Raw genomic sequence first — 23,694 nt, 5'->3', positions numbered from 1 at the left:
GTTTAATCAGGCTTTCAATTATTTTGAAATTTTGTTCTCTGTTTGCCGCATTAAGTGTTTAAAAGTCAACAAACTGTAAACTCATTAATTTATTTAAGGCAAAGCCAAAAACAAAGCAAAACCGATTTGGATTCTGCTAAATATTTTAGGATTTTTGCACTTTCAAAAAAGTTCATGGCAAGTACATCATTGTTCACGGTATAAATATTGTTTGCAACGCAATATTTGACAATTAAATGATTTATGAACCCATGGCCATAATGAACTAATTCAACGAATGACTAAAGAAGCAGAAAAAGACCCGCAAAAACATATCATCATTAAAGGGGCCAGGGTACACAACCTAAAAAACATGGATGTGGCCATCCCCAAAAACAAGCTGGTAGTGGTTACGGGCATGTCAGGATCAGGCAAATCATCACTTGCCTTTGATACCTTATATGCCGAAGGTCAGCGCCGCTATGTTGAAAGTCTTTCTTCATATGCCCGCCAGTTTTTGGGCCGTATGAATAAACCCGATGTTGACTATATTAAAGGTATAGCACCAGCCATAGCTATTGAGCAAAAGGTTATTACCAGTAACCCACGCTCAACTGTTGGTACCTCTACAGAAATATATGATTATTTAAAGCTGTTGTTTTCACGCATCGGCAAAACCATTTCGCCGGTATCAGGCCAGGTGGTTAAAAAGGATTCAGTTACCGATGTGGTTAACTTTATCCTGTCGCTGCCCAATGAAAGCCAGGTCACCATACTTGCACCCCTATACCCGCATAACAACCGCAGCTTAAAGGAAGAGCTTGCCGTTTTAATGCAAAAAGGCTTTGTAAGGGTTGAGTATGAAAATAAGCTATCAAAAATTGAAGCCCTGCTGGAGGATGAATCCATAGGCAATGCCTCATTAGTTGCTGAGGTACACGGCGAAAAAAAGGCCAAAGGCAAAAAAGCTAAAGCCGAAGCTGAAACTGAAGATACCGTAACTGTAGATACCGAAAACCCAACCCATTACCCTGGTGTAAGAATTGTGATTGACCGTGTATCAAAAAACGAAGAGGACGAAACCATAAGCCGTTTGGGCGATTCTATACAGACCGCTTTTTTTGAAGGCAAGGGTGACTGTTATGTTCGGTACCAGGAGCCAGATGCCGATGGTGAGGTGGAGCGCTTTTTTTGCGACCGCTTTGAGCTCGACGGAATAAAATTTGAAGAACCTTCACCAAACTTTTTCAGCTTTAACAACCCATACGGTGCCTGTAAAAAATGTGAAGGTTACGGCAAGGTAATTGGTATTGATGAAGACCTGGTGATTCCTGATAAAAGTAAAAGTATTTATGAAGGTGCCATAGCTCCATGGCGCGGCGAAAAAATGCGCGAGTGGAACGACCAGCTTGTTAAGCATGCCCTGCAGTTTGATTTCCCGATACACCGCCAGTACAACCAGCTCACCGAAAAACAACAACGCCTTTTATGGACAGGTAATAAATACTTCCGCGGGTTGGATGAGTTTTTCAAGGAGATGGAGGCACAAACCTATAAAATTCAATACCGGGTAATGCTGTCGCGCTACAGGGGCAAAACTACCTGCCCGGAGTGTAAGGGCAGCCGTCTGCGTCAAGATGCATCGTACGTGAAAATAGGCGAACGCTCTATTACCGATGTAGTATTGATGCCGCTGGATAAGGCCCTTGAATTTTTTCAGGGTTTACAACTTAACGATACTGATGCCAAAGTAGGCAAACGCCTGCTGATGGAGATCACCAATCGCCTGGTATTTTTAAATGATGTGGGTTTGAGTTATTTAACGCTCAACCGTTTATCAAACACCTTATCGGGCGGTGAATCACAGCGTATTAATCTGGCTACCTCTTTGGGCAGCAGCCTGGTGGGTTCGGTTTATGTACTGGATGAGCCAAGTATTGGCCTGCACCCACGTGATACCCAGCGCCTGATAGGTGTGCTTAAATCGCTTCGCGATGTGGGTAACACCGTATTGGTGGTTGAGCACGAGGAAGAGATCATGAAAGCCGCTGATCATATTATTGACATCGGCCCCGAAGCCGGCACTCATGGCGGCGAACTGATATTTACCGGCACCTATGACGAGATCATTAAGGATGATAACAGCTTAACCGGCCGTTACCTGAGCGGGAAGGATGAAATAGCCATCCCTGCGCACCGCCGCAAATGGAACGATTTTGTGGAGATCAAAGGCGCCCGCGAAAATAACCTGCAGCATGTTAACGCTAAATTTCCTTTAGGGGTGCTTACTGTAGTTACAGGCGTATCGGGCTCGGGTAAAACCAGTTTGGTAAAACGCATACTTGCCCCTGCCCTGCAAAAAGCATTAGGCAATTACTCGGGCGAGCAAACCGGAGCTTATGACAGCATTGATGGCGATTACGCTAAAATAGAACAGGTTGAACTGGTTGACCAGAACCCTATCGGCCGTTCATCGCGCTCAAACCCTGTAACCTATGTAAAAGCCTGGGATGAGATCCGTAACCTGTATGCATCGCAGCCGGCAGCTAAGGCAGCCGGACTAAAACCATCGGCCTTTTCTTTTAACGTTGAAGGCGGCCGCTGCGACGTATGCCAGGGTGAAGGCGAAGTAAAAATTGAGATGCAGTTTATGGCTGATATTTTCCTAACCTGCGAAACCTGCGGAGGTAATCGCTTTAAACAACACATCCTCGATATTACCTACAATGAAAAGAACGTAGCCGAGGTGCTGCACATGACCATTGACGAGGCCCTGGAGTTTTTTGCCAAAGAGCCTAAGATTATCTCCAAAATAAAGCCTTTGGTTGATGTTGGTTTGGGTTATGTACAGTTGGGGCAATCGTCAAATACTTTGTCGGGTGGCGAGGCACAGCGTATCAAGCTGGCATCATTCCTGGTGAAAGGGAATAATACCCACAAAACACTCTTTATTTTTGACGAACCTACCACCGGCTTGCATTTTGCCGATATTAAAAAACTGCTCAAGTCATTTGATGCCTTGCTGGAACACGGCAACACTATTATAGTGATTGAGCACAATATGGATGTTATTAAATGCGCCGACTGGATAATTGACATTGGCCCTGAAGGCGGCGACCGTGGTGGCAAGGTGGTATTTGAAGGAGTTCCTGAGGATCTCATTAAAGAGAAAAAATCACATACCGGCTTTTATTTAAAAGAGCGGTTTGGTAAGTAAACAAACCGGTTTGATATTAAAACGCCTTTCTGTTTTGCAGAAAGGCGTTTTTGTTTACAGGTATACTGTGAAAAAAGTATACAATTAAGCTTTTATCTTGACATTCCTTAACGGAATATTTAAATTTACTGATACGCCTTACCTGTCACTGTCCATTACCTAAACACACTTTTTTAAATTTTAAGTATCATGGCTGGTACAAAGGAGTTTTATGATGATATACGTACCTTGTTTGATGGGCATATGTCGCAAAGCCAGGTTGATGGCGTTGAAAGTATATTAACAGCTGTAGCAAATGCCGGCATTACTGATGACCGAAAAACTGCCTATATGCTGGCTACCGCTTTTCATGAAACAGCCAAAACCATGCAGCCCATTAATGAATTTGGAAAAGGTGCCGGGCACGATTACGGCCGTAAGCTAAAAATGGGCGGCGGACCTGGCCAGCGCATCCCCTACAATACTCCTGATAAATTATATTATGGCCGGGGCTACGTACAGTTAACCTGGTACGAAAATTATGATGCCATGGGAAAGCTGCTGCACATTGATCTGCTTAATAACCCCGAACTCGCCTTGCAGCCAGCTGTAGCAGCTGCTATCATGATCAAAGGGATGACGGGAGGCTTTTTCACCGGCAAAAGCCTGGGCAGCTATTTTAACGTTAACCTTACCGACTGGATCAACGCCCGCAGAATAATCAATGGCCTCGATCTTGCAGCAACTATTGCAGGCTATGCCAAAACTTTTTACAAAGGACTAACGGAGCAGGCTGTGGCCGAAAATTAGAATGGACTATAATTAGCTATAAAATTTCTCCAACGAAATTTCGCGAAGATCTATTTCCTCTCTTCTGTTTTCAACAAGATCATTTAGCTGGGCCTTCAACTCAGGGTTATGCCTCCAGAAATCAGGATTAATATTTACAACGCTTGATAACAGATCACCCTCATACATATCACCTTCAGCAAATAAATCATGATTTAATTTTTCCATCGCAAGCGGAATAAGAAATGATAAGCCAATCTCCTGCCCTATCATTAATCTCAAATTCTCTATAGTATACTCACTAAGAGGGCGGTTAACGAGCTCGTAAATTCTTTTTATTAAAGGTGTTTGAACATCATCGGGGTGGACCACAGGCATCGCCTTTAAATTAAACAGCGATTGATAACGCCAGTCATTTTCAAGCTTCATAGTAATCTTAAAAATCCTTTAGGCTCTTACTGCCCGCCTGTTTTCAGGTACATATAGATAATGCCGCCAACAACAATAATGGCAAGCACTATTAAGCCGGTAACTCCTTTCTTTTTATCCTGGCGCATTAGCCAAATCAAAAAAGCTACCAATGGCAACACAAAAATTGCCCAGAAAATAAGTGAAGGAATATTCATATGCGCTCCCTTACCCCTAAAGAGGATAAATTAGTTTGTAAAATTATCAAAATATTTATTAGTGAGCCCCCTTATTCTCTCTTTCGGGGTAATAGCCAATGATGACAGTAACTAAAAAGCGGTCATGCTGAGCTCCGTCGAAGCATGGTGGACAGGCCTCTGCGCTCTATCCCTCGACGGAGCTTAGGATGCCCCTCTTTTCGAGTGTTTTTATCTCTCTGTACCTGACCTCTCCAATTCCCCCTTTAGGGGGTTAGGGGGCTTAAAAAGGCATACGTGCCAGCGGTGCAATATTTTGCCCGGTAAACTCGCCTTTTAAATATTTATAGTAACCGGCAATGGCTATCATGGCCGCGTTATCTGTACAGTATTCCATTTTGGGGATAAAACTTTCCCAGCCATTTTTGGCACACATTTCCTTTAACCCTTCGCGCAGGCCTGTATTTGCCGATACGCCCCCAGCCAGTGCAATCTGTTTTATGCCGTATTCTTTAGCGGCCTTTTGCAGTTTGTTAAGCAGTATGGTGGCAATTCTTTTTTCTACCGAGGCGCAAATATCAGGCAGATTCTGGCTAATAAAATCCGGATTCTTAGCTACGTTATCTCTTATGAAATAAAGGATGGAGGTTTTAAGCCCGCTAAAGCTAAAATCGAGTCCGGGGATTTGTGGTTCCGGAAATTTGTAGGCATCCGGGTTACCCTGGCGCGCGTATTTATCAATAAGGGGACCGCCGGGGTAAGGCAGGCCTAAAATTTTGCTGGTTTTATCCATGGCTTCGCCCGCGGCATCATCCAGTGTTTCGCCAATAACTTCCATGTCAAAATGGTCTTTCACCAGCACGATCTGCGTATGCCCGCCCGATACGGTAAGGCACAGGAACGGGAACGACGGTTTATGATCGCCAATAAAATGAGCCAAAATATGAGCCTGCATGTGGTTAATATCTATCAACGGCAGGTTTCTGGCAAGGGCAAATGCCTTGGCAAATGACACCCCTACTAAAAGCGAACCTAAAAGTCCCGGTCCGCGCGTAAAAGCTACTGCATCAACATCATTTTTGTTTACTTTTGCATTCACTAAAGCTTGTTGAACAGCAGGAACAATATTTTGCTGATGAACCCTTGAGGCAAGCTCAGGGACAACACCTCCGTACGCTTCGTGAATGGTTTGATTTGCAATTACATTGCTTAGTATCAACCCATCAACACAAACAGATGCAGAGGTTTCATCACATGAAGATTCAATTCCTAAAATTACAGGCACGTTATTAAGTCAAAAATCAAAAGTTAAAAGTCAAAAATAACAGTCTTAGCTTTTGATGGGTTATAAATACATTTTAAAAAAGTAAAACATTTCAAGCGCTTTTGAATTTTACTTTTGAAATTTTAATTAAACACAAAGTTATTAAAAAAGTACTCAATATAGCGTTAGGGATAGTGTTGTTCATTTTATTGACACTGAGCATACTTTTACTGGCTTTTCAGTTTAAACCCGTACAAACCTGGGCGGCTAAACAAGCCACTGCCTACCTTACCGACGAGCTTCATACCAAAGTTGCTATCAAAAGTCTTTATATACGTCCTTTTACTTCTGTAGTACTGGAAGGCCTTTACGTACTTGATAAAAAACAGGACACGCTATTGAGCACGCCCAAACTGGCTGTTGATATTGATGGATTTTCGCTTTTTAGCAGCATTAAGCAGCGGGTTATCAACTTTGAGTCTATTGAACTGGATAATGGTTCGTTCTATCTTAAAAAACAAAAGGACAGCACCACTAACCTCAAATTTATTCTTGATTATTTTGCCGGCGATACCACCAAAAAAGACACCACTAAAAAAACTCCAGGCAAACCGTGGACACTTAACTTTGATAAGATCGTTATCAACAACTTCCATTTCCGCTATAAAAATCAGCTGATTGATACGGTAGAGAACAAGGTTAACTTTGATGATATAGATGTAAACCATTTCAGCACGGTGGTTACAGGAATGGATATTAAAAACCACCTTTTTAAGGGAAATGTTCAGCACCTTACCCTGCAGGAAAAAAGTGGCTTTTATGTTAAGGACTTTACGGCCCATACCACTATTGATACCAACCAGATACTGCTGCTGCATTTATCCATACAAACCAAACACTCACATCTGAAAGATTATTTCCGGATGAGGTTTAAGTCATTTGATGATTTTGACAACTTTGAGAACCGTGTAAATATGGATGCCAATTTCAAAACATCGCGCATATCATCAACCGATATTGCCTACTTTACCAGCGGGATGGGCAAGGTAAGTTTTGATCTCGGTATTGATGGGCAGGCTAAAGGCCTGGTAAATAACCTGAGAGCTAAACACGTTACCATTACCGGCGGGCAGGCCACCTTTATCAAAGGCGACTTTAACCTGCGCGGATTACCCGATTGGGATAACACCTTCCTTGAACTGAAGTTTGACCAGATAGCATCAAACAAAAAAGACATGGATTACCTGATCAGTCATTTTTCGGGTACACCTACTATGAAAGCACCGGCTATTATTGGCAAGTTTGGCAATATTAACTTTACGGGCAGGTTCACCGGTTTACAAAATGACTTTGTGGCCTACGGTGTATTCAAAACCGGGCTGGGCAGGTTTGATTCAGACATTAACCTTAAGATTGATAAAAAAGGAACCCCAAGCTACAGCGGCAAACTTGATGCCTTTAACTTTGATCTGGGTACCCTCCTTGATGAGCAAACCCTTGGCCGCACCACCTTTAATGCCGATATTAAAGGCAGCGGCGATGAGCTTAAAAACCTGAGCGAAGTGGTTGATGCCCACATCAATTCCATTGATTTTAAAGGATATACCTACAATAACCTCACCGTTAACGGCTCATTTATCAAGAAACTGGCCAATGGGCACATCACCATTAATGATAAAAACGTTAAACTTGATTTAAAGGGCAGCGTAAATTTAAATCCTCAGTTGCCTGCATTTGATCTGACTGCCTCTGTTAAGGATGCACGCCTAAACAAGCTAAAACTGATCACTGATACCATTACCATCAGCACCCAGTTAAAAACCGCGTTTTCGGGTACCGAGCTGGATAATATACAGGGTAACATTTTACTTTCCCCGGCACGGGTGGTTGATCCGCGGAATAATTACCTGGTCGATTCGCTATACCTTTCATCTACAGGAACGGGCAATAACCGGGAGATTGCCCTGCGGTCAGACTTTGCAGATGCCAGCATCAAGGGCCGTTTTGACCTGGCTACGCTTCCATCGTATTATAAAACTATTGCTAAAAAGTATATTCCATCAATAAAAACAACCATTGTTACGCCCAAACCACAGCAGTTTGCGTTTAACCTCAGGCTTAAAAACTTAGACCCGCTTACGGCCATATTTGTACCCGATTTAAAGATTCCCGATCAGGGAACGTTGGTGGGGCAGTTTGATTCTGAAAAGAAAATGGCCACACTTTCGGGCTATATCAAGACCTTTAAATATGGCAAAACTGTTTTCCACGATTTTATTATTGACGAAAACACGACCGACAGCATGCTGGGCCTCAACTTATCATTAAGCCGGGTTGACCTTACTGACAGTTTATTTATTAAGGATATTAACATTACCAACTTTGTTAAAAACGACAGCTTAAATTTCAACGTTAAGCTATCTGATAAAAACGCGGTAAACCAACTCGACCTTTACGGCCTGGTGCAGTTTGGGCGCGATACTACAGCCAAGCTGATGCTGCTACCTTCTGATGTAATACTCGAGAAACAAAAATGGCACATACAGGAGCAGGTGCGCATTCGCCTGCTTGATGGCAAAACACAGGTTCAGGGCTTTGAGTTATCCAACGGCCCGCAAAAGGTACGCATCAACGGCTTTATCTCTGATAACCCTGCCGATGAGCTTAAGCTTTCTTTTGAAAAATTCAATATGGGTACGCTCAATCAGCTTACCCGAACATCGGGCATATTTTTAAAAGGCAATTTGGATGGGGATGTAAAATTCACCTCCATTACTAAATCGCCCGGGGTAGACGCCCATCTGATCGTTGATTCACTGTCAATGAACAAGACACTCATTGGCAAGGTGAAGATCGAATCAACTCTGGGTAACGACCGTAAGCAGGCTAACATGAAGTTGAACATCCTGAACCGCGGCCTGGAAACCATGAATATTGCCGGGATATATGCCTTTGGGCAAAACACTGATGACAACCTCGACTTTGATATTAAGATGAACCAAACCGAGGCTATCATCTTCGCCCCTTTTATCAAGGATCTGGTATCAAACGTTAAAGGCAATATTTCAACCGATCTGAAGCTGAGCGGCAAGCCTTCAAATCCGCAATTGAACGGTACCTTAACACTTGAAAATACCGGGGTAACGGTTAACTACCTGAAAACCGCCTATACAGTTAATAATAAGCTTAATGTTAATAACAGCGTTGTTGATATCAAAAACATGGTGCTGAAGGATGTTAAAGGAGGTACAGGAACCGCCAACGGAACTGTTGACTTAAACAATATTGATAACCCCAATATACAAGTGGTTGTTGATGCACGCAACCTGATGGCCCTTAACACCACTTTTAAAGATAACCACCTTTACTATGGTACTGCTTACGGCACCGGCCGATTTAGCTTTAAGGGCCCGGTTGATAATATGAAGATTGATATTACCGCACGTACTGAGGCGGGTACTATTTTCAATATCCCGCTTAATACCTCATCAACCGCCAGCGAGTATGACTTTATTAAGTTTGTAAGTCACAAGGATACCGTTAAAGCTCCTGCAAAACAACGCGCATTTAATGGTGTTACCCTAAACTTTGACCTTAGCGCCGATGAGAAAACAATTGTTAAAATTGCCACCGACTACGGCTTGCTGGAGGGCAGTGGTGTTGCCAACAATTTAAAGCTGAACATCAACAGCCTTGGCGATTTTGAAATGTATGGCGACTTTTTAATAAGTACCGGTAAGTTTGAGTTTACAGCCAAAAACTTCATCAGTAAAAACTTTACTGTTAGTCAGGGAGGTACCATCAGGTGGACGGGCAACCCATCAAACGCCGAGATAAACCTTAAGGCCCTGTATGAGGTGCGTACCTCCAAGGCCCCGCTTTATACCGCGGCAGGCTTGCAGGCGCCCACATCATCGCAACAAACGTTGGTACAGGCTCAACTGATCCTCACCAAATCGTTATTGCAGCCAATGATAGATTTTGATTTTAACTTCCCTACTGATCCATCGGTAAAGGATGATCTGTCAACCTACTTGGCCGATAATAATAACCGCAGCCAGCAGGCTATCAGTATCATTGTACGCCGTTCTTTTTCGTCAAACAACAACAATAACTTAACTAACCAAGTAGTAAGTACTGCCAGCGAAGCGGTAAGTGAGTTTGCGTTTAACAAACTAAACAGCCTTATATCGCAATCAAACATCAAGTATTTCGATTTAAATATACGCTCGTTTAATGAGGCCAGCGCGTCGTTAAAATTTTATGATGGCAGGCTATCTTTTAGCGGCAGCTTATTCAACAATAACGGCACAAATGACCCATTCAATAACAACAATACAACGTTGTTTTCAAGAGGCAATTTAACTAAAGACTTTGAGGCGCTATACCAGATCAGGAAAGATGGAAACCTTACAGCCAGGTACTCCTACCGGCTTTTGAACAATACATCGCTCAATACTTTAAACAACCTGGATTTTCAGTATGTAAACGGTATTGGTTTAGTGTACACCCGCGACTTTGATACATTCGGCGAGTTTATCAGAAACATATTCAGGAGAAGCCGGCGCGACAGAGCGCCGGTTACTCCGAACCCGGTACCCACCAATACTGGCGGAACACCGGCTGTTAAACCTGATGACGAGGAGAATTAATTAATGATCGCGCATGATGGCGTGATCCATTTTATCTCTCTTGGTACGTAAATATAATTCGTTGTGCGGGTTTGATGCTATTTCAATTGGCACGTTCTCAACAATTTCCAAACCGTAACCGATAAGGCCGGCACGCTTTTTAGGATTATTGCTCATCAAACGCATTTTTGAAATACCCAGGCTACGTAATATCTGCGCGCCGATACCGTAATCGCGCTGATCGCCTTTAAAGCCTAATTGAATATTGGCTTCAACAGTATCAAATCCATTTTCCTGCAACTGGTAGGCTTTCAATTTATTGATAAGGCCTATGCCCCTGCCTTCCTGGTTCATGTAAACTATAACCCCTTTCCCCTCTTTGCTAACCATCTCCATGGCCTTGTGCAGTTGAGGACCGCAATCGCAGCGGCATGAGCCAAAAATATCTCCGGTAACACATGAGCTGTGTACACGTACCAAAACAGGCTCACCGGGCTCCCAGGTGCCTTTAACAAGGGCCAGGTGGTTTTCGCCGGTATCAAGTTGGGTATAGCCAATCATATCAAAATCCCCCCATTGGGTAGGCATCTTTACAGTTACCTCTTTCTTAACCAATGTTTCGGCCCCCAAGCGGTAAGTAATAAGATCTTTTATAGATACTATTTTGAGATTAAATTCTTTAGCCATGATCATCAGATCAGGCAGGCGAGCCATTTCGCCATCCTCCTTCATGATCTCACATATTACACCTGCAGGCTCAAAGCCGGCCAAAACAGCCAGGTCAATGGCAGCTTCGGTATGGCCAGTTCTGCGCAGTACACCTCCATCTTTGGCAATAAGCGGAAAAATATGTCCCGGCCTGCCCAGATCTTCGGGTTTGGTTAATGGATCTATCAGCGCCAAGGTAGTTTTTGAACGGTCAGATGCGGAAATACCTGTGGTACAACCATGACCAAGTAAATCAACAGAAACTGTAAAATTAGTTTCGTGAGATGTTGTATTATGACTAACCATAGGTTCAAGCTCCAGTTCGCGGGCACGTTGCTGGGTAATTGGCGCGCACACCAGTCCCCTGCCATAACGAACCATAAAATTGATAGCTTCGGGCGTGGCGTTACGAGCGGCGGTTAAAAAATCGCCTTCGTTTTCACGATCCTCATCATCAACCACAATGATCATTTTACCGGCTTTTATATCTTCTATGGCTTCCTGTATCGTATTTAGCATTATATTGAATTTGGGATAGCTCAAATAAATGAGCCATAAGTATTTAAATAATAAACAAATTTATGATATATATAAATTATTCTGGTCGGTATTATGTAAAATGCATGTAACTGCAAATAATGCTGATATACATGATTACGAATAACTTATACAGTTGAGTTGCTTTTACGCTTAATTAATTTATTAAAAAAGCGCTTATATATCTCCATATCAAATATAACAGAATCAGTAGCAGCTTTATAGGAAAGGAAAAGCCCTATAGGGGTAAGCACTATGATAGCTATCCACATACCGAAAAAGGTTGATACATTACCCGCCTTAACAGATTTTTCACCAATGGTTGATATGATATAATATATGAGGAAAAAGATCACCGAAATTACTACCGGCAAACCCAATCCGCCTTTACGTATAATAGCACCCAATGGGGCTCCAATTAAAAACAAAGCTATACAGGCTGCAGAAAGCGTGAATTTTTTTTGTACTTCAGAGGCATAACGGCGTATGGTCATAGAATCGGCCTTGTAGCGGTCGGTACGGTTTTTCAATACATCCTTTACAGACCTGATTTCTGACATGGTACTTGATAATGCCATAACCTGTTCTGTAGGTTTCATGGCTTTTAACACCCCACCCTTATCGGCTGGCAGGTATTTTTTCTGCGTTGGCTTCGCCGGAAGTGCAAAGTACTTGATATAGGGGGTAATTAGTTTATAATTCGCTACAATACTGCCGTTAACCTGCTGCTGGACAGAATCAACAAAAAACTTCAGCTGTTTTAAGTTCATCATTTGTGATGCCGACTTAAACTCATTCTCATCGGTACGGGCCAGCTTAAAGCTTGAAAGATCAAACTTCTGCTCAGTTTCCTTAAACCGGAATCGCTGTAATTGTCGTCTTGGGTCAAAATCACCTTCAGCTTTAGATTCTTTGTAGCTAACACCGTTTTTCAACTTCAGTACCAGGAATTTATCGCCCATCGTTCTGAACATCACTCCCTCCTTCGCCATAGTTACATCTGTATTACTGCCATCGGCAGAGCGTTGGTATATGGTAATATCACGAAGTGTTTGGCCATCAGGGTCTTTGTGTTTTACCCGGATGGCATAGCCGGTAAAGTTATTGCTGAAAACGCCTTCGGGCAACAGATCGGCCGATTTTTGCTTGCGCGCATCATATAGCAGCGAATAATATTTAAGGTTGGCTACCGGCAACATATAATCTGAAAAAAAGAATGCTGCAATACTCAGTATCGATACAATAACGATCATGGGGTACATAGCCCGGCGCAGGGATATACCCGCTGCTTTGATGGCTACCAGTTCATAATTTTCGCCAAGAGCGCCATAGGTCATGATGGTTGAAAGTAGTACGGACAAAGGCAGGGCCATAGCCACATTAGTGGCCGAGTTGTACATCATAAGCTCCAGTATGGTATACCAGGCAAATCCTTTGCCTATCAGATCATCGATGTATTTAAATAAAAACAACATCAACAATACAAACATTACGATGAAAAGCGTAACTACGAAAGGCCTTATAAATGATTTTAGTAGTAAAAGATGTATCTTTTTCATCAGCACAATTTGTATTAACAGGCGTAAATTACCTTTTGAACCCGCTAACCTTCATTAACGCACAAAAAGTAATTCACCATACAAAATTAGCTAAAATTAAGTTCCCTTAAGCACCCAATGTACTGATGAGGTATTCGATCTGGTTATCCCATATCAGCTTGCGCTCGGCAATGGCATCTTCAGTGGCAAAATCAGTGATGCTTAATGCCACATCATTGGTAAGTTCATCCTGCAGAATTTCCATTTCAAAATAAAACTGCGGATCATCCTCAACCCACTTAAACCTAACCAGTTTATTTTCTTTTATAATAAGCAGCTTTGCTTTTTGCGGTTCGCCATCCCAGATAAATGTATAAACCTGGTCTCTTATGTTCACATCATCAGCAAACCACTGCGCCAAGCCATTAGGCTCATTTAAAAATGGGAACAGTATTCTGGGAGATGATTTTATCTCATACTCAATAACAAATTTCTTTTTCTCGGACATTGGGGTTTATACTTGTAGGCTGTAAAGCCGTAAATGTTAGCATTTTTTCTAAAGAAAACGAATTTCTATTATATATCCAAACTTTTTAGACCTACCGATTGTTAACGCCCTTACAAACCCACAAAATAATGCGTAAAACCGCTATTTTGACATGCAAATAAAAGCAAGCCTACCAGCAAATCAACACCTAAACACATACAAACCCGTAAAAACACGCTCCAATTAGTAATTATATATCTGATTAGCAGATTGATGCATAAAATTTAATATTTTTTAAAAGTAAAACGAATTTCTGCTATATTTGCAATCCTTTTTAGGGAGAACCATATTCTTAATAAAACGGCGGGGTAGCTCAGATGGTTAGAGCGTAGGATTCATAACCCTAAGGTCGGCAGTTCGATCCTGCTCCCCGCTACTTGAAAAAAGCCTGTTGCATTTAGTTGTAGCAGGCTTTTTTGTTTTTGTTAACGAAATTCATGGCTGCTTATGCTTATATCAAATAAGTAAAATCAAGCTCAAATCAGAAATTAATAATTTGATTATATGGCAGTTGCTCCTTATTACCGCCATATCAACCAATTCTGTCTTTAAAATAATGGCAGCAATCGTTCAATGAATGAACCGTTCAACAATTTCAATATATATTGATCAGTGGAGAAGCTCCAATAGGTGAATCAATTGGAGTAAAGATTTACCAGGCTCGCAGGATGGGACTTGTCAATCATTTTTTGAGGAGAGATCAAAAAATTAAATAACCTATTGGGCAGATTTATAGATTCAGGCGATTGAAATTTGCGGTAAACGCTGAGTTTAATTTAACCAATGAATACAGTTAGGGCATTAAATTTCAAAGTTGAATTCAAGGATTAATGATCTCATCAATGTCTATATAATAAAGGGGCATCTGAAAATCAGACACCCCTTTATTCAATTTATTATTTTACTTGGCATTCACTAACAAATTCAACGTTCCGAAATTACCACTTACGGTAACTCCTGAAGCATCAACAATTTTCAGTGGCAATGCATAGGTAACTTTAGGGTCCATTAGGTTTGTATTAAATTTAATAGGGTATTTTACCTTCCTTTCACCCGCCGGGATAGTTATTTTGTTTGACAACGTATAATCTGCTGCAGGCAGTAATGGGTATGATTTCCCATTGGCTTTGTTAAACTTATTTAAAACGGCTGTATCAACCGCCATTGTAACTGCTACATCAGCTGGATTTGCGTTTGGTGCAGCATAGTTTACATATATGTAATAATCATATGGGGTAGCTTGTACCGCTGCCTTTACATCCATAGAATTTCCACCACCATTGCCTGCCAGACTGGCTGTTGGCAATTCAACTATAGGGGTATCTTTTGTAAAATCGGGTTGTGGAAGACTATCCTTGCAGGAAGCCAATAAAACCGTAGCCAGTAAAGGCATCAGGCATTTTAATACACTGTTCTTTTTCATCCTCATTCTTGTAAAATTTTCAATTATTATTTAACGTCCCAGAACACCCTTGATGTGAATTGGCTTATAGTACCTTCGGCCAAAGCGTTATCGGGGTTGTAGTTATATTCACTTTGCGGGTACGGCATCCTCACAGGAACCTTACGGGTTGTGGCAGCCGGATTGTTTGATATCGGAATATCAGCCGGAAGCCCTAATCTTCTGTAATCACACCATGATTCAATGTCGTTAAATCCGTTCATTGAAGCCCATTTCTGTTTGATGATCAAAACAAGCTTATTATCATAACTTACATTTTCGGCACTTAGGCTGGTACCCGCGTTAACCGGTGCATCCCAGTTAGCTACAGGTTGTGAGTTATAATATGCCGCAGCATCGGCCGCTGTTAAATCAAGCGCAATAAATGATTGTGTTATAGCAGCCTGATAAAAAGTTTTGGCATCTCCGTTGATTAAACCTCTTTGAGCGGCCTCGGCCTGTAAAAACAAACTTTCAAAATCGGTAATTATAGGTTGTGGTTTAGTTGCATCGGAAGGGAAGGCAACCAGGCCCGGACCTATAGAAGATACAGAGTCTATCTTATCATTGATGGTTGCCGTAGGGCCAAATTGACGGCCTACGTAAGTACTTCCCTTACCCTCGTTAATAGTGGTGTAAAACCTGCCTAAACGGGCATCTTTATTGTTCTGATAAAAATCAACCGAGTATTTTGACGCTAAATAATATTGATGACCACCGGTTGTGGTTTTGTCAGTAGCCGGGGTATACCCAAATTGTGAATAAAAAGGGTTTTGTTTACCATTGCTATTAACATAACCAGGTTGAACATTTGCTGTTTCACCGGCACCAATATAGCCAAAGCCATTTGCTGTAATTTTAGCGATTTCCGCCTTGATGTAATCTGTTCTCCCCGGCATTTCTGTTTGACGAAGCAACAGGCGTAATTTAATGGTATTTACCAGTTTGCCCCATTTGGTTAAATCGCCGCCGTACACAATATCATAAGATAAATCACTGCTGGCTAATTTAGGGGAACTTTTTAGCAAGGTTGCTGCGCTGTCTAACTGTTTAGCCAGGTCTTCATAAACGGCTAAGTCTTTATCATACTTGGGGCGAATAAATTTTACTGACTGCAAAGCCTGAGAATATGGAATATTTCCATAAAAATCAACCAGATACTGAAAGTCATAAGCTTTTAAAGCTTTCGCGAAGGCTACAAAATAAGGCTTGTTAAGTGTTTTACCTTGCTGCTCCAGGTAATAATAATCTTCAAGATTATCATATAGGTTAGGCCATGTTTTCGTTGCTCCGTCATAGTTTGATGTAATATTATAACTACGTTCTTCTAAAAAGCCCGAAACACTACCGCTGAAGTTCCAATAACCAATCCACGGTGACGCAAAACGATAAAATTCGTAAGATCCTGTTGTTGAAGATACTGTTGTATTTAACGCATTGGTTAATACTAAACCCGGATAAGCATTTGTAGAGTTATTTGGATTGTCATTAATATCAAAACTCTTTTTGCAGGCACCCAAACTGAGCGCAAGAAGTGCCACTGTAAATATTCTTTTCATCTTTTCTGTTTAAATTATAGGGTAATGCTTGCGGTAAAACCATATATACGTGTTGGCGGAGTTTGGTTAAGGTTATTGTAACCCTGCGCATTATCTGTACCTACGTTTATTTCCGGATCTGTATAAATGTTAGACTTAGGCCTGAACATAAACAGGTTCCTGCCTACCAATGCAATGCTGGCCTTTTTCACGAATTTAATTCCTCTTAAGAAACTCGCAGGTACATCATAATTTAAAGACAATTCTCTGATCTTAATAAAATCGGCACTGACTACGTAGTTTGACATTACATTATTGCGGATACCATCTGCCCAAAAACCGCCGCCACCAGTGTTGGTAGTGATATTGGTATTAGGTGTATATACGCCAGGTGATGTTTGTATTACTGAGTTTGGATATACAAAGCGCTCTCTGCCTCCCTCTGCCGAGGTATAGCTTACTCCCGAGAAATCAAGTGTGCTGGCAATTCCATTGTAAAATACGGCTCCGCTTCTAAGTTCGGCAGTTCCTGACAATGTGAAGTTTTTAAACGAGAAACTGGTGGTAGCACCTATGATATTCTTAGGATTTGTTTGGCCAAAATCTTTCAATGCGTTAGCTACCGATGGTAAACCTGTTGTACCATTAACTACAACACGACCCTGAGGATCCCTTACATAATCAGTTCCTAATAAACGAGGGTAAGATTCTCCCACTACGATATAGTTACTGCTACCAATACTAAGTTGATTCAGGCCCTGGTATAAAGAAGTGGCTTTGTTTTGATTATGAGAAAAATTAATGCTCATATTCCATTTAAAACCATTGTTTAAAGAAACGATCGGAGATGCCGCTATGGCTATCTCATATCCTTTATTAATACCACTTCCGGTATTAATAACAGCGTTTGAAAAACCGGTTGAATTGGATATGTTAATACCAGTTTTTATTTCCTGATCTTTAGTTACTTCATAGTAATAAGATGTTTCAAGTGTTATGCGGTTATTTAAAAATCCTAAATCAAGACCTATTTCTTTTGCTACGGTTTGCTCTGGTTTTAAGTTAGGATCGTAAACTATGTTACCAACTGAAAACCCAGCTGTATTACCATAAGGGAAACCGCTTCCTGTTGCAAACGTAGATTGCAGCGTGTAAGGATCTATCTGAACCATATACACTTTGGAGATACCTGCTCTTAATTTACCTGAAGATAGGATAGCATTATTTTTTAATGCCGGTATAGCATCTGTAAATATAAAAGATGCATCTACAGAAGGATAAAAGAATGAGCGATTATCTTTTGACAGCCTTGAATCAGTATCTTCCCTGCCTGTTGCATGTAAGAATAAATAATCTTTATAACCCAACGTTAAATCCCCAAATACACCAAATTGGCGAGAGTGAGATATGCTTTCGGAGGCATTTGGAACCCCCAATACGTTACCAACATTATATAAGTCAGGTATTACTAAAGTGCTTGCTCCTACCCCAATATCTTGTTGAGAATTATCAATATACTGCGCACCGGCAATAAATTTTAACGAAAAATCTTTGCTCAGTTTTTTGTCAAACGTAGCAAGAAAATCTCCGTTATAACGGCTTTTAAACTGATCGTAATCACTCTCAGAAGCCTGACCATTATTCGCAGCAATTGCTTTTCCGCTTGCTTTTGCAAAATCAGAATAGGTAAAAGCAGCCTGGGTATATTTACCTACAATTGTTGAAGTACTGATACCACCACGCACCAATAAGCTTAACCAATCATTTACTTTATAGTTTAATGACAAGTTACCTAACAATGCATCCTTACGTTCATTTTGACGCTGAAGCTGTAAACCCTGATAGGGGCTCTGGTAATAATCATTATAAAAGTTATTGGGATCACCATATAAAGAATGCAGGTCTGAATATTGAGACAACGGAATTTCAGATGGTGTGTTGATTACGTTATTATAAACCTGATTGTATGATTTATTGTAGTTACGTTGGCTATAATCAATAGAGTAATTAGCACTCAGGTTTTTGTAGTTACGTGTTCCATTGATACGGAACGATGTCCTGTTAGATTTATCACCAGGTGTGGTACCTTTACTGTCTACACGTTGAGCGTTTATAAAAACCGAACCTTTTTCATCACCACCAGAATAAGTCAGATCGTTTTGTTCGTCAAGACCGGTATCAAAAAAGTCTTTCTTTTCATTTGCCCTATCTGAATAGGTTACCATTTGCATGCTGCCATCTGGCAACGGGCGACCTATCCCTCTAACGCTGCCGTCATAACGGTCGCCAAAGTTTTGATTTTCAAAAGGAGTAAACTGTGGAAAACCAAAGGCATCTGCATCAGTACCGCCACCAAACTGGTTTTGCAGTTTAGGGAAATAAGATAATTTGTTAAGCATGGTGGTGTTAGTGAAGGTAATTGATCCGCCACCTTCAGACTGACCTTTCTTAGTTGTAACTAATATTACACCATTTGAGGCTGCCGAACCATAAAGCGCTGCCGCATTGGCACCTTTCAACACGTTAACACTTTCAATATCGTTCGGGTTAATAGAGTTCATGTAACTCAAATCTGTAGTTACCCCGTCAACAACTAAAAGCGCCTGGTTATTACCAACAAATGATCTGTTGCCACGCAATACAACCCTGATCTGGTCTCCCGCATCAATCTGGTTGTTTGCCTGGTTAATTTGTAAACCGGCAACTTTACCAGAAAGCCCGGCGGCTAAGTTAGTAGGTTTACTTTTTGTTAAGTCTTTCCCAGAAACTGATTGGGTAGCATATCCAAGTTCCTTAGCCTTACGTTTAATACCCAAGGCTGTGGTTACCACTACCTCCTGTAGCTGTCTGCTATCAGGATCAAGGCTCACAATCAGGTTTCCATTTGCAGGTATAGTTGACTCTCGCTTTGTATATCCAATAAAGCTAAAGGTTAATATGCTGTTTTTGTTAGGTACAGTTATTGTAAAATCACCATTGCCGTTGGTCATGGTACCTGTAGTGGTACCTTTAACAACTACGCTCACTCCAGGAAGTGGGCCATTATCATCTTTTGCTGTTACTTTACCGGTAATTTTAAGCGTTTGCGCACTTGAACTTACGGCAACAAACATTAAAAGCCATAAACACTTTTGTAAAAATTTATTCATTAGTAGTTAAAGTTTAGTTATTATTTATTCATTTTAGTTATTGAAAATCTGCTGTTTATGTAATTTTATCCTCCTTTCAATTTTAAATTATTAATTAAATTGACAAAACGTTTTATCAACTAGTCGTCAAAATCCTAGCTTTATTAATTCATCTACATGTATAAGTTCAAAGAGAAATTGAATTGTTTTATTTTTGAGCGGTGCTCAACATTTAATATCAATGGCCGCTATTTACATTTTGTTCGTATCCTTATTAAAAGACCCGAACATGAGCTTTTGGAAATCCCGTCAGATAACACAGTGGGAATGTAAAGGGCACTTTCACAATACATTAATAAAACGTTTTACCAAACTTACGTTAATAAAGTGTTTTGGCAAATTTTTTTTGTATAATTTACAGATAAGTCCATCAAAAATTACTTAAAATACTATAAAAGACTACTTTAAATGAAATATTTTTTTCTATTTTATTTAAAGTCACTATATCATTAAAAAAAAGCCGCCATTAAATGCAGGAATGAACTATTTACCAAATACGGCAAATAAATAACAATAAATTTGTCATTTGAAGAATTTATATTAATAAAACATCTTTAAAAATCAATGAAAAACGCAAAATAACAAGACTTTTTATCAAACATCTAATACAGTTTGCTTATATTCTTTATTAATGCCGACGTTTTTTTTTTAAGTTACGGGCACTACAACCATTAAGCTACTCTTAAAGATGAAACCAAATTTTCTATATATCAGCCTATTAAACTAACTGGAATTGAACCGCTTAAAAATTAAGCCCAGTTCACTATACCCTTATCTCCCTTTATTAGCAGAGTAAAGCCTGCTCAAAGTTTCACGACTTACACCGAGATATTCGGCTATATATTTTTTGGGTATCTTTTGTATCATATGCGGATACAGCTGGCCAAATTCTTCGTACCGTTGCTGTGGTGTACTGGAGAGCAGCGAAATGATGCGACGTTGCTGGGCAACGTATCCTTTAGTGAGCTTTACCCTGAAAAAATGCTCCATTTTATGAAGATCAGAAGATAGTGTTTCCCGGCCATGAAGTGTCATGCACAGTACTTCCGCATCCTCCATACAGGTGATATGCAATGTTGCCTTTTTTTCATTAAAATAGGCCTGGTAATCTGCCATCCACCAGTTTTCACCGGCAAATTGTACAATATACTCCTTCCCTTCATCATCCAGGTAAAACATCCTGAAAATACCCGACATGATCAGAAATTCAAAGGTGGCATGATCGCCCTCCTGAATTAAATACTGATGCTTTTTAACTCTTTTAGGTGTAAAAAATGTTTTGATGTGCTCAAACTCCTCATCGCTTATAGGCGTGATCTCTTCGATGTGTTTTCGTAAATTATCCCATGAATAATGGTTCATTGTTACTGATGCTAATAACAGGTTATAAATTTTAAGTTACAATTTAGAAACGGAAACCGCTCAATCTGTTTTAGTTTATAACCTGCCATTTTTTAATGCTGTACCTGGTGTTTTTAAATTTCCCATCGCGCTTAGTCTGACCTTTATTTTTGTTCCAGATCAGGTTGAGCATATTATAGCTGCCTTTTTCATAATTAAAGGTTATGCCATCGTCTTCAAACAAAGTGGCACTGGCATCGGCCTTGCCATATACATAGCAGGTAATATCAAACCTGGTGTCGGGTGTAACATACTCAACAGGCCTGGCTAAAGGCAATATAGTACCGCCTTTTATAAATATGGGTAACTGAGTCAGATCAGGCTTTATAGTATACTCCCGGCCGCCCTCATAAGGTTTGTTGGTATTAAAATCATACCAGGTACCCTGGGGCAGGTAAACTTTTCTTCCATCCTGCTTTTCGGTTAAAGGCGCTGCCAGTATGCTGTTGCCTATCATATATTCATCAGCTAAATTATAAGTGTTTTTATCATCGGGGTAATCCATCACTAAAGCCCTGAAAGGCGGAATCCCTTTAAAGTGATAATCGGCAAAAGCATTGTACAGGTATGGGATCAGACTCATTCTGAAATTGAGTAATTTACGAATGTCGGCCTCTACTGTCTGGGCATTATCCATCAGTTCACCTTTGTTGTTCTTTTCGCGGTTTATTTGCAGCCATGGCGGATTTTGCAGATACCAGGAATTATACAGCGTTTGCGCAGAAAGTACCGCCGTTTGACTGCGGCGCATGAAATCTTTTATAGAATTGGATTCACGTACCTCCGGCGACCAGATCATTCCCGAAAAACCTGAATTGAGGATCATCCGGATATACTCTTCATGCACATAAGTATCACTATACAAAGCTGCAGGATATGATGATGCAAAGGCGTTAGATGCCCGCACATCAAGATAGGTGCGCTGGTTTAACTTTTTATAGATGCCATATATTGTTTTCTGATAAAGCAAGCCAAATAACTGATGCATTTGCTCACCATCAATGCCTGACGGAAACTGGCTCAGCTCCGGAAAACTCCAGGTATCACTGCCAAATGATATGTTTGAGTTATCACACTCATCCATTTTAAAACCGGAGATGCCTGGCTGCACAAATGTTGTTTGGTGATAGTTTGCAAAAATGCTGGTTGCGGCGGTATCAGCAAAATCGGGCACCAATCCGTTCCAAACCAGGTAATTCCCTGCTTTATTTTTGAGCGATTTATATATTGGAGATTTAGGCGATACAAATGCATGCTCCCAAAGGTTAAGGTGGAAACCTTTATGTTTCATGCTGTCGATAAATTCGTTAGGGGTAGGGAAAAAATCTTTATTCCATACATATGAGCACGAATATGCCGCCGTTTGCCATTTAGGTTCTAAACCAAGCACATCGCATGGAATGTGGTTGTCGCGGAAATAAGCTGCCATTTTATCAACCTGGCTTTGCTTAAAATCGGCCTTAACACGATATTTAACGCCCAATCCCCAAATTGCCGGTAAAGCCCCACCGCCGCCAAACAGGTTGTACCGCTGCATTGCATTTTTAAGATCGGGGCCTTCAAAAACAAATACTTCAATGCCTTTAGCTCCCGGAATATCCGCAGTAACATATCCGGAGGCTTTATGGTCACTTTTATATAATTCTTCTACCGAATTGCCACCCTTTACCTCAGCACTTACGGCATTATTATTTGTTAACCGGGCGGTACTGCCGCAATAAAAAGTGGTGTACCGCGCGGTATTAATTAAAATACCATAGCCTTTGTTTGATACATAAAATGTTGCCGGGCCATGTGTATAACCCAGATCATTCAGCGGGTTATCATTAACAATCGGCCGTTTCTTTAATCCCCGTTGGTTAAATGAGCCTATCTGCAAACCGAACCCATATAATTGTTCGCTCGGGTCTAAAGGAACTTCTACCACAACACCCCGCTTATTAATACTGATCCTGATATCAGCCATATTGAAAGGCAATTTCCCTGAGGGTAATTTATCCAGCGCAGCCTTTGCAGGAGGTTCCGAACAAAAACCATAAGGCGTAAACTGATCAATCTCTCCGGTTGAGATTTTGGTTACACCCGCCGCCATTTGTGTGGTTTGGCCGTAAGCGCACATGATACCTATCTGAAACAGGAGACACGTTACAGCACTGATAAAGGAATATTTTTTCATAGTTAAACTGGCAGCAATATACAGAACGATTTGGAAGCAGTTAGAACGGAAGGAAAAATAGCTCCAAACAGCCGAGCATATCCACGCCCGGTCAATCTTTCACAACAGACCGGGCATGGATAAATTCAGAATTAAAGCATGAAGAACAACATGGCT

The 23,694-nt window shown here is 40.9% G+C and carries 14 protein-coding genes and 1 tRNA gene; 4 read left to right on the top strand and 11 right to left on the bottom strand.

Going from position 1 to position 23,694, the window contains the following annotated elements; all coding sequences use genetic code 11:
• The first annotated feature begins 277 nt into the window (after positions 1-277).
• Positions 278-3,196: an excinuclease ABC subunit UvrA gene (gene uvrA / locus QWZ01_RS25425; protein WP_290328514.1), complete on the top strand. Its 2,919-nt coding sequence runs from the start codon at positions 278-280 to the stop codon at positions 3,194-3,196.
• Positions 3,197-3,385: 189 nt separating this feature from the next.
• On the top strand, positions 3,386-3,985 hold the full coding sequence (locus tag QWZ01_RS25420; RefSeq protein WP_290328512.1) for a glycoside hydrolase family 19 protein: 600 nt from the start codon (positions 3,386-3,388) through the stop codon (positions 3,983-3,985).
• Positions 3,986-3,997: 12 nt separating this feature from the next.
• Here the strand turns inward: QWZ01_RS25420 and QWZ01_RS25415 are convergent, their stop codons facing one another.
• From QWZ01_RS25415 to tsaD, 3 genes are all read right to left on the bottom strand, one after another.
• Entirely contained in the window at positions 3,998-4,393 is a 396-nt protein-coding gene (locus QWZ01_RS25415; protein ID WP_290328510.1) for a contact-dependent growth inhibition system immunity protein, read from the bottom strand.
• 26 nt (positions 4,394-4,419) lie between these two features.
• Complete coding sequence (locus tag QWZ01_RS25410) at positions 4,420-4,590, bottom strand: hypothetical protein (protein ID WP_290328508.1); 171 nt, start codon at positions 4,588-4,590, stop codon at positions 4,420-4,422.
• Positions 4,591-4,852: 262 nt separating this feature from the next.
• On the bottom strand, positions 4,853-5,854 hold the full coding sequence (gene tsaD, locus QWZ01_RS25405) for a tRNA (adenosine(37)-N6)-threonylcarbamoyltransferase complex transferase subunit TsaD (protein WP_290328507.1): 1,002 nt from the start codon (positions 5,852-5,854) through the stop codon (positions 4,853-4,855).
• Between the two features lie 101 nt (positions 5,855-5,955).
• Between tsaD and QWZ01_RS25400 the strand changes: the two genes are divergently transcribed.
• Positions 5,956-10,485, top strand: coding sequence for a translocation/assembly module TamB domain-containing protein (locus tag QWZ01_RS25400; protein ID WP_290328504.1), 4,530 nt, complete (start codon positions 5,956-5,958; stop codon positions 10,483-10,485).
• On the opposite strand, the gene QWZ01_RS25395 is transcribed toward QWZ01_RS25400, so the two are convergent.
• The 3 genes from QWZ01_RS25395 to QWZ01_RS25385 all read right to left on the bottom strand — a co-directional run bounded on the left by QWZ01_RS25395 (position 10,486) and on the right by QWZ01_RS25385 (position 13,755).
• On the bottom strand, positions 10,486-11,691 hold the full coding sequence (locus QWZ01_RS25395; protein WP_290328502.1) for a bifunctional 3,4-dihydroxy-2-butanone-4-phosphate synthase/GTP cyclohydrolase II: 1,206 nt from the start codon (positions 11,689-11,691) through the stop codon (positions 10,486-10,488). It abuts the gene before it with no gap.
• A gap of 146 nt (positions 11,692-11,837) precedes the next feature.
• The gene (locus QWZ01_RS25390) at positions 11,838-13,268 is read right to left on the bottom strand and encodes an LptF/LptG family permease (protein WP_290328500.1); all 1,431 of its coding nucleotides are present in this window, start codon (positions 13,266-13,268) and stop codon (positions 11,838-11,840) included.
• 106 nt (positions 13,269-13,374) lie between these two features.
• Entirely contained in the window at positions 13,375-13,755 is a 381-nt protein-coding gene (locus QWZ01_RS25385; RefSeq protein ID WP_290328498.1) for an START-like domain-containing protein, read from the bottom strand.
• A 341-nt stretch (positions 13,756-14,096) separates the two neighbouring features.
• On the opposite strand from QWZ01_RS25385, the gene QWZ01_RS25380 reads away from it, so the two are divergent.
• Positions 14,097-14,170 (top strand) — tRNA-Met (locus QWZ01_RS25380).
• Between the two features lie 525 nt (positions 14,171-14,695).
• On the opposite strand, the gene QWZ01_RS25375 is transcribed toward QWZ01_RS25380, so the two are convergent.
• The 5 genes from QWZ01_RS25375 to QWZ01_RS25355 all read right to left on the bottom strand — a co-directional run bounded on the left by QWZ01_RS25375 (position 14,696) and on the right by QWZ01_RS25355 (position 23,538).
• Complete coding sequence (locus tag QWZ01_RS25375) at positions 14,696-15,217, bottom strand: DUF1735 domain-containing protein (RefSeq protein ID WP_290328496.1); 522 nt, start codon at positions 15,215-15,217, stop codon at positions 14,696-14,698.
• A 26-nt stretch (positions 15,218-15,243) separates the two neighbouring features.
• Complete coding sequence (locus tag QWZ01_RS25370; RefSeq protein ID WP_290328495.1) at positions 15,244-16,794, bottom strand: SusD/RagB family nutrient-binding outer membrane lipoprotein; 1,551 nt, start codon at positions 16,792-16,794, stop codon at positions 15,244-15,246.
• 14 nt (positions 16,795-16,808) lie between these two features.
• Positions 16,809-19,922, bottom strand: a complete 3,114-nt coding sequence (locus tag QWZ01_RS25365) for a SusC/RagA family TonB-linked outer membrane protein (RefSeq protein WP_290328493.1) — start codon at positions 19,920-19,922, stop codon at positions 16,809-16,811.
• An 810-nt stretch (positions 19,923-20,732) separates the two neighbouring features.
• Positions 20,733-21,323 (bottom strand): Crp/Fnr family transcriptional regulator, encoded by a 591-nt coding sequence (locus QWZ01_RS25360; RefSeq protein WP_290328491.1) that lies wholly within the window; start codon positions 21,321-21,323, stop codon positions 20,733-20,735.
• Positions 21,324-21,393: 70 nt separating this feature from the next.
• A complete protein-coding gene (locus QWZ01_RS25355; protein WP_290328489.1) occupies positions 21,394-23,538 on the bottom strand; it encodes a glycoside hydrolase family 31 protein in 2,145 nt (714 codons plus the stop codon).
• Positions 23,539-23,694: the final 156 nt, after the last annotated feature.

Source organism: Mucilaginibacter aquaedulcis (genome assembly GCF_030409325.1).
GTDB lineage: Bacteria > Bacteroidota > Bacteroidia > Sphingobacteriales > Sphingobacteriaceae > Mucilaginibacter > Mucilaginibacter aquaedulcis.
Note: the sequence above shows the minus strand (reverse complement) of the source record. Positions and strands in the feature narration are given on the sequence as shown.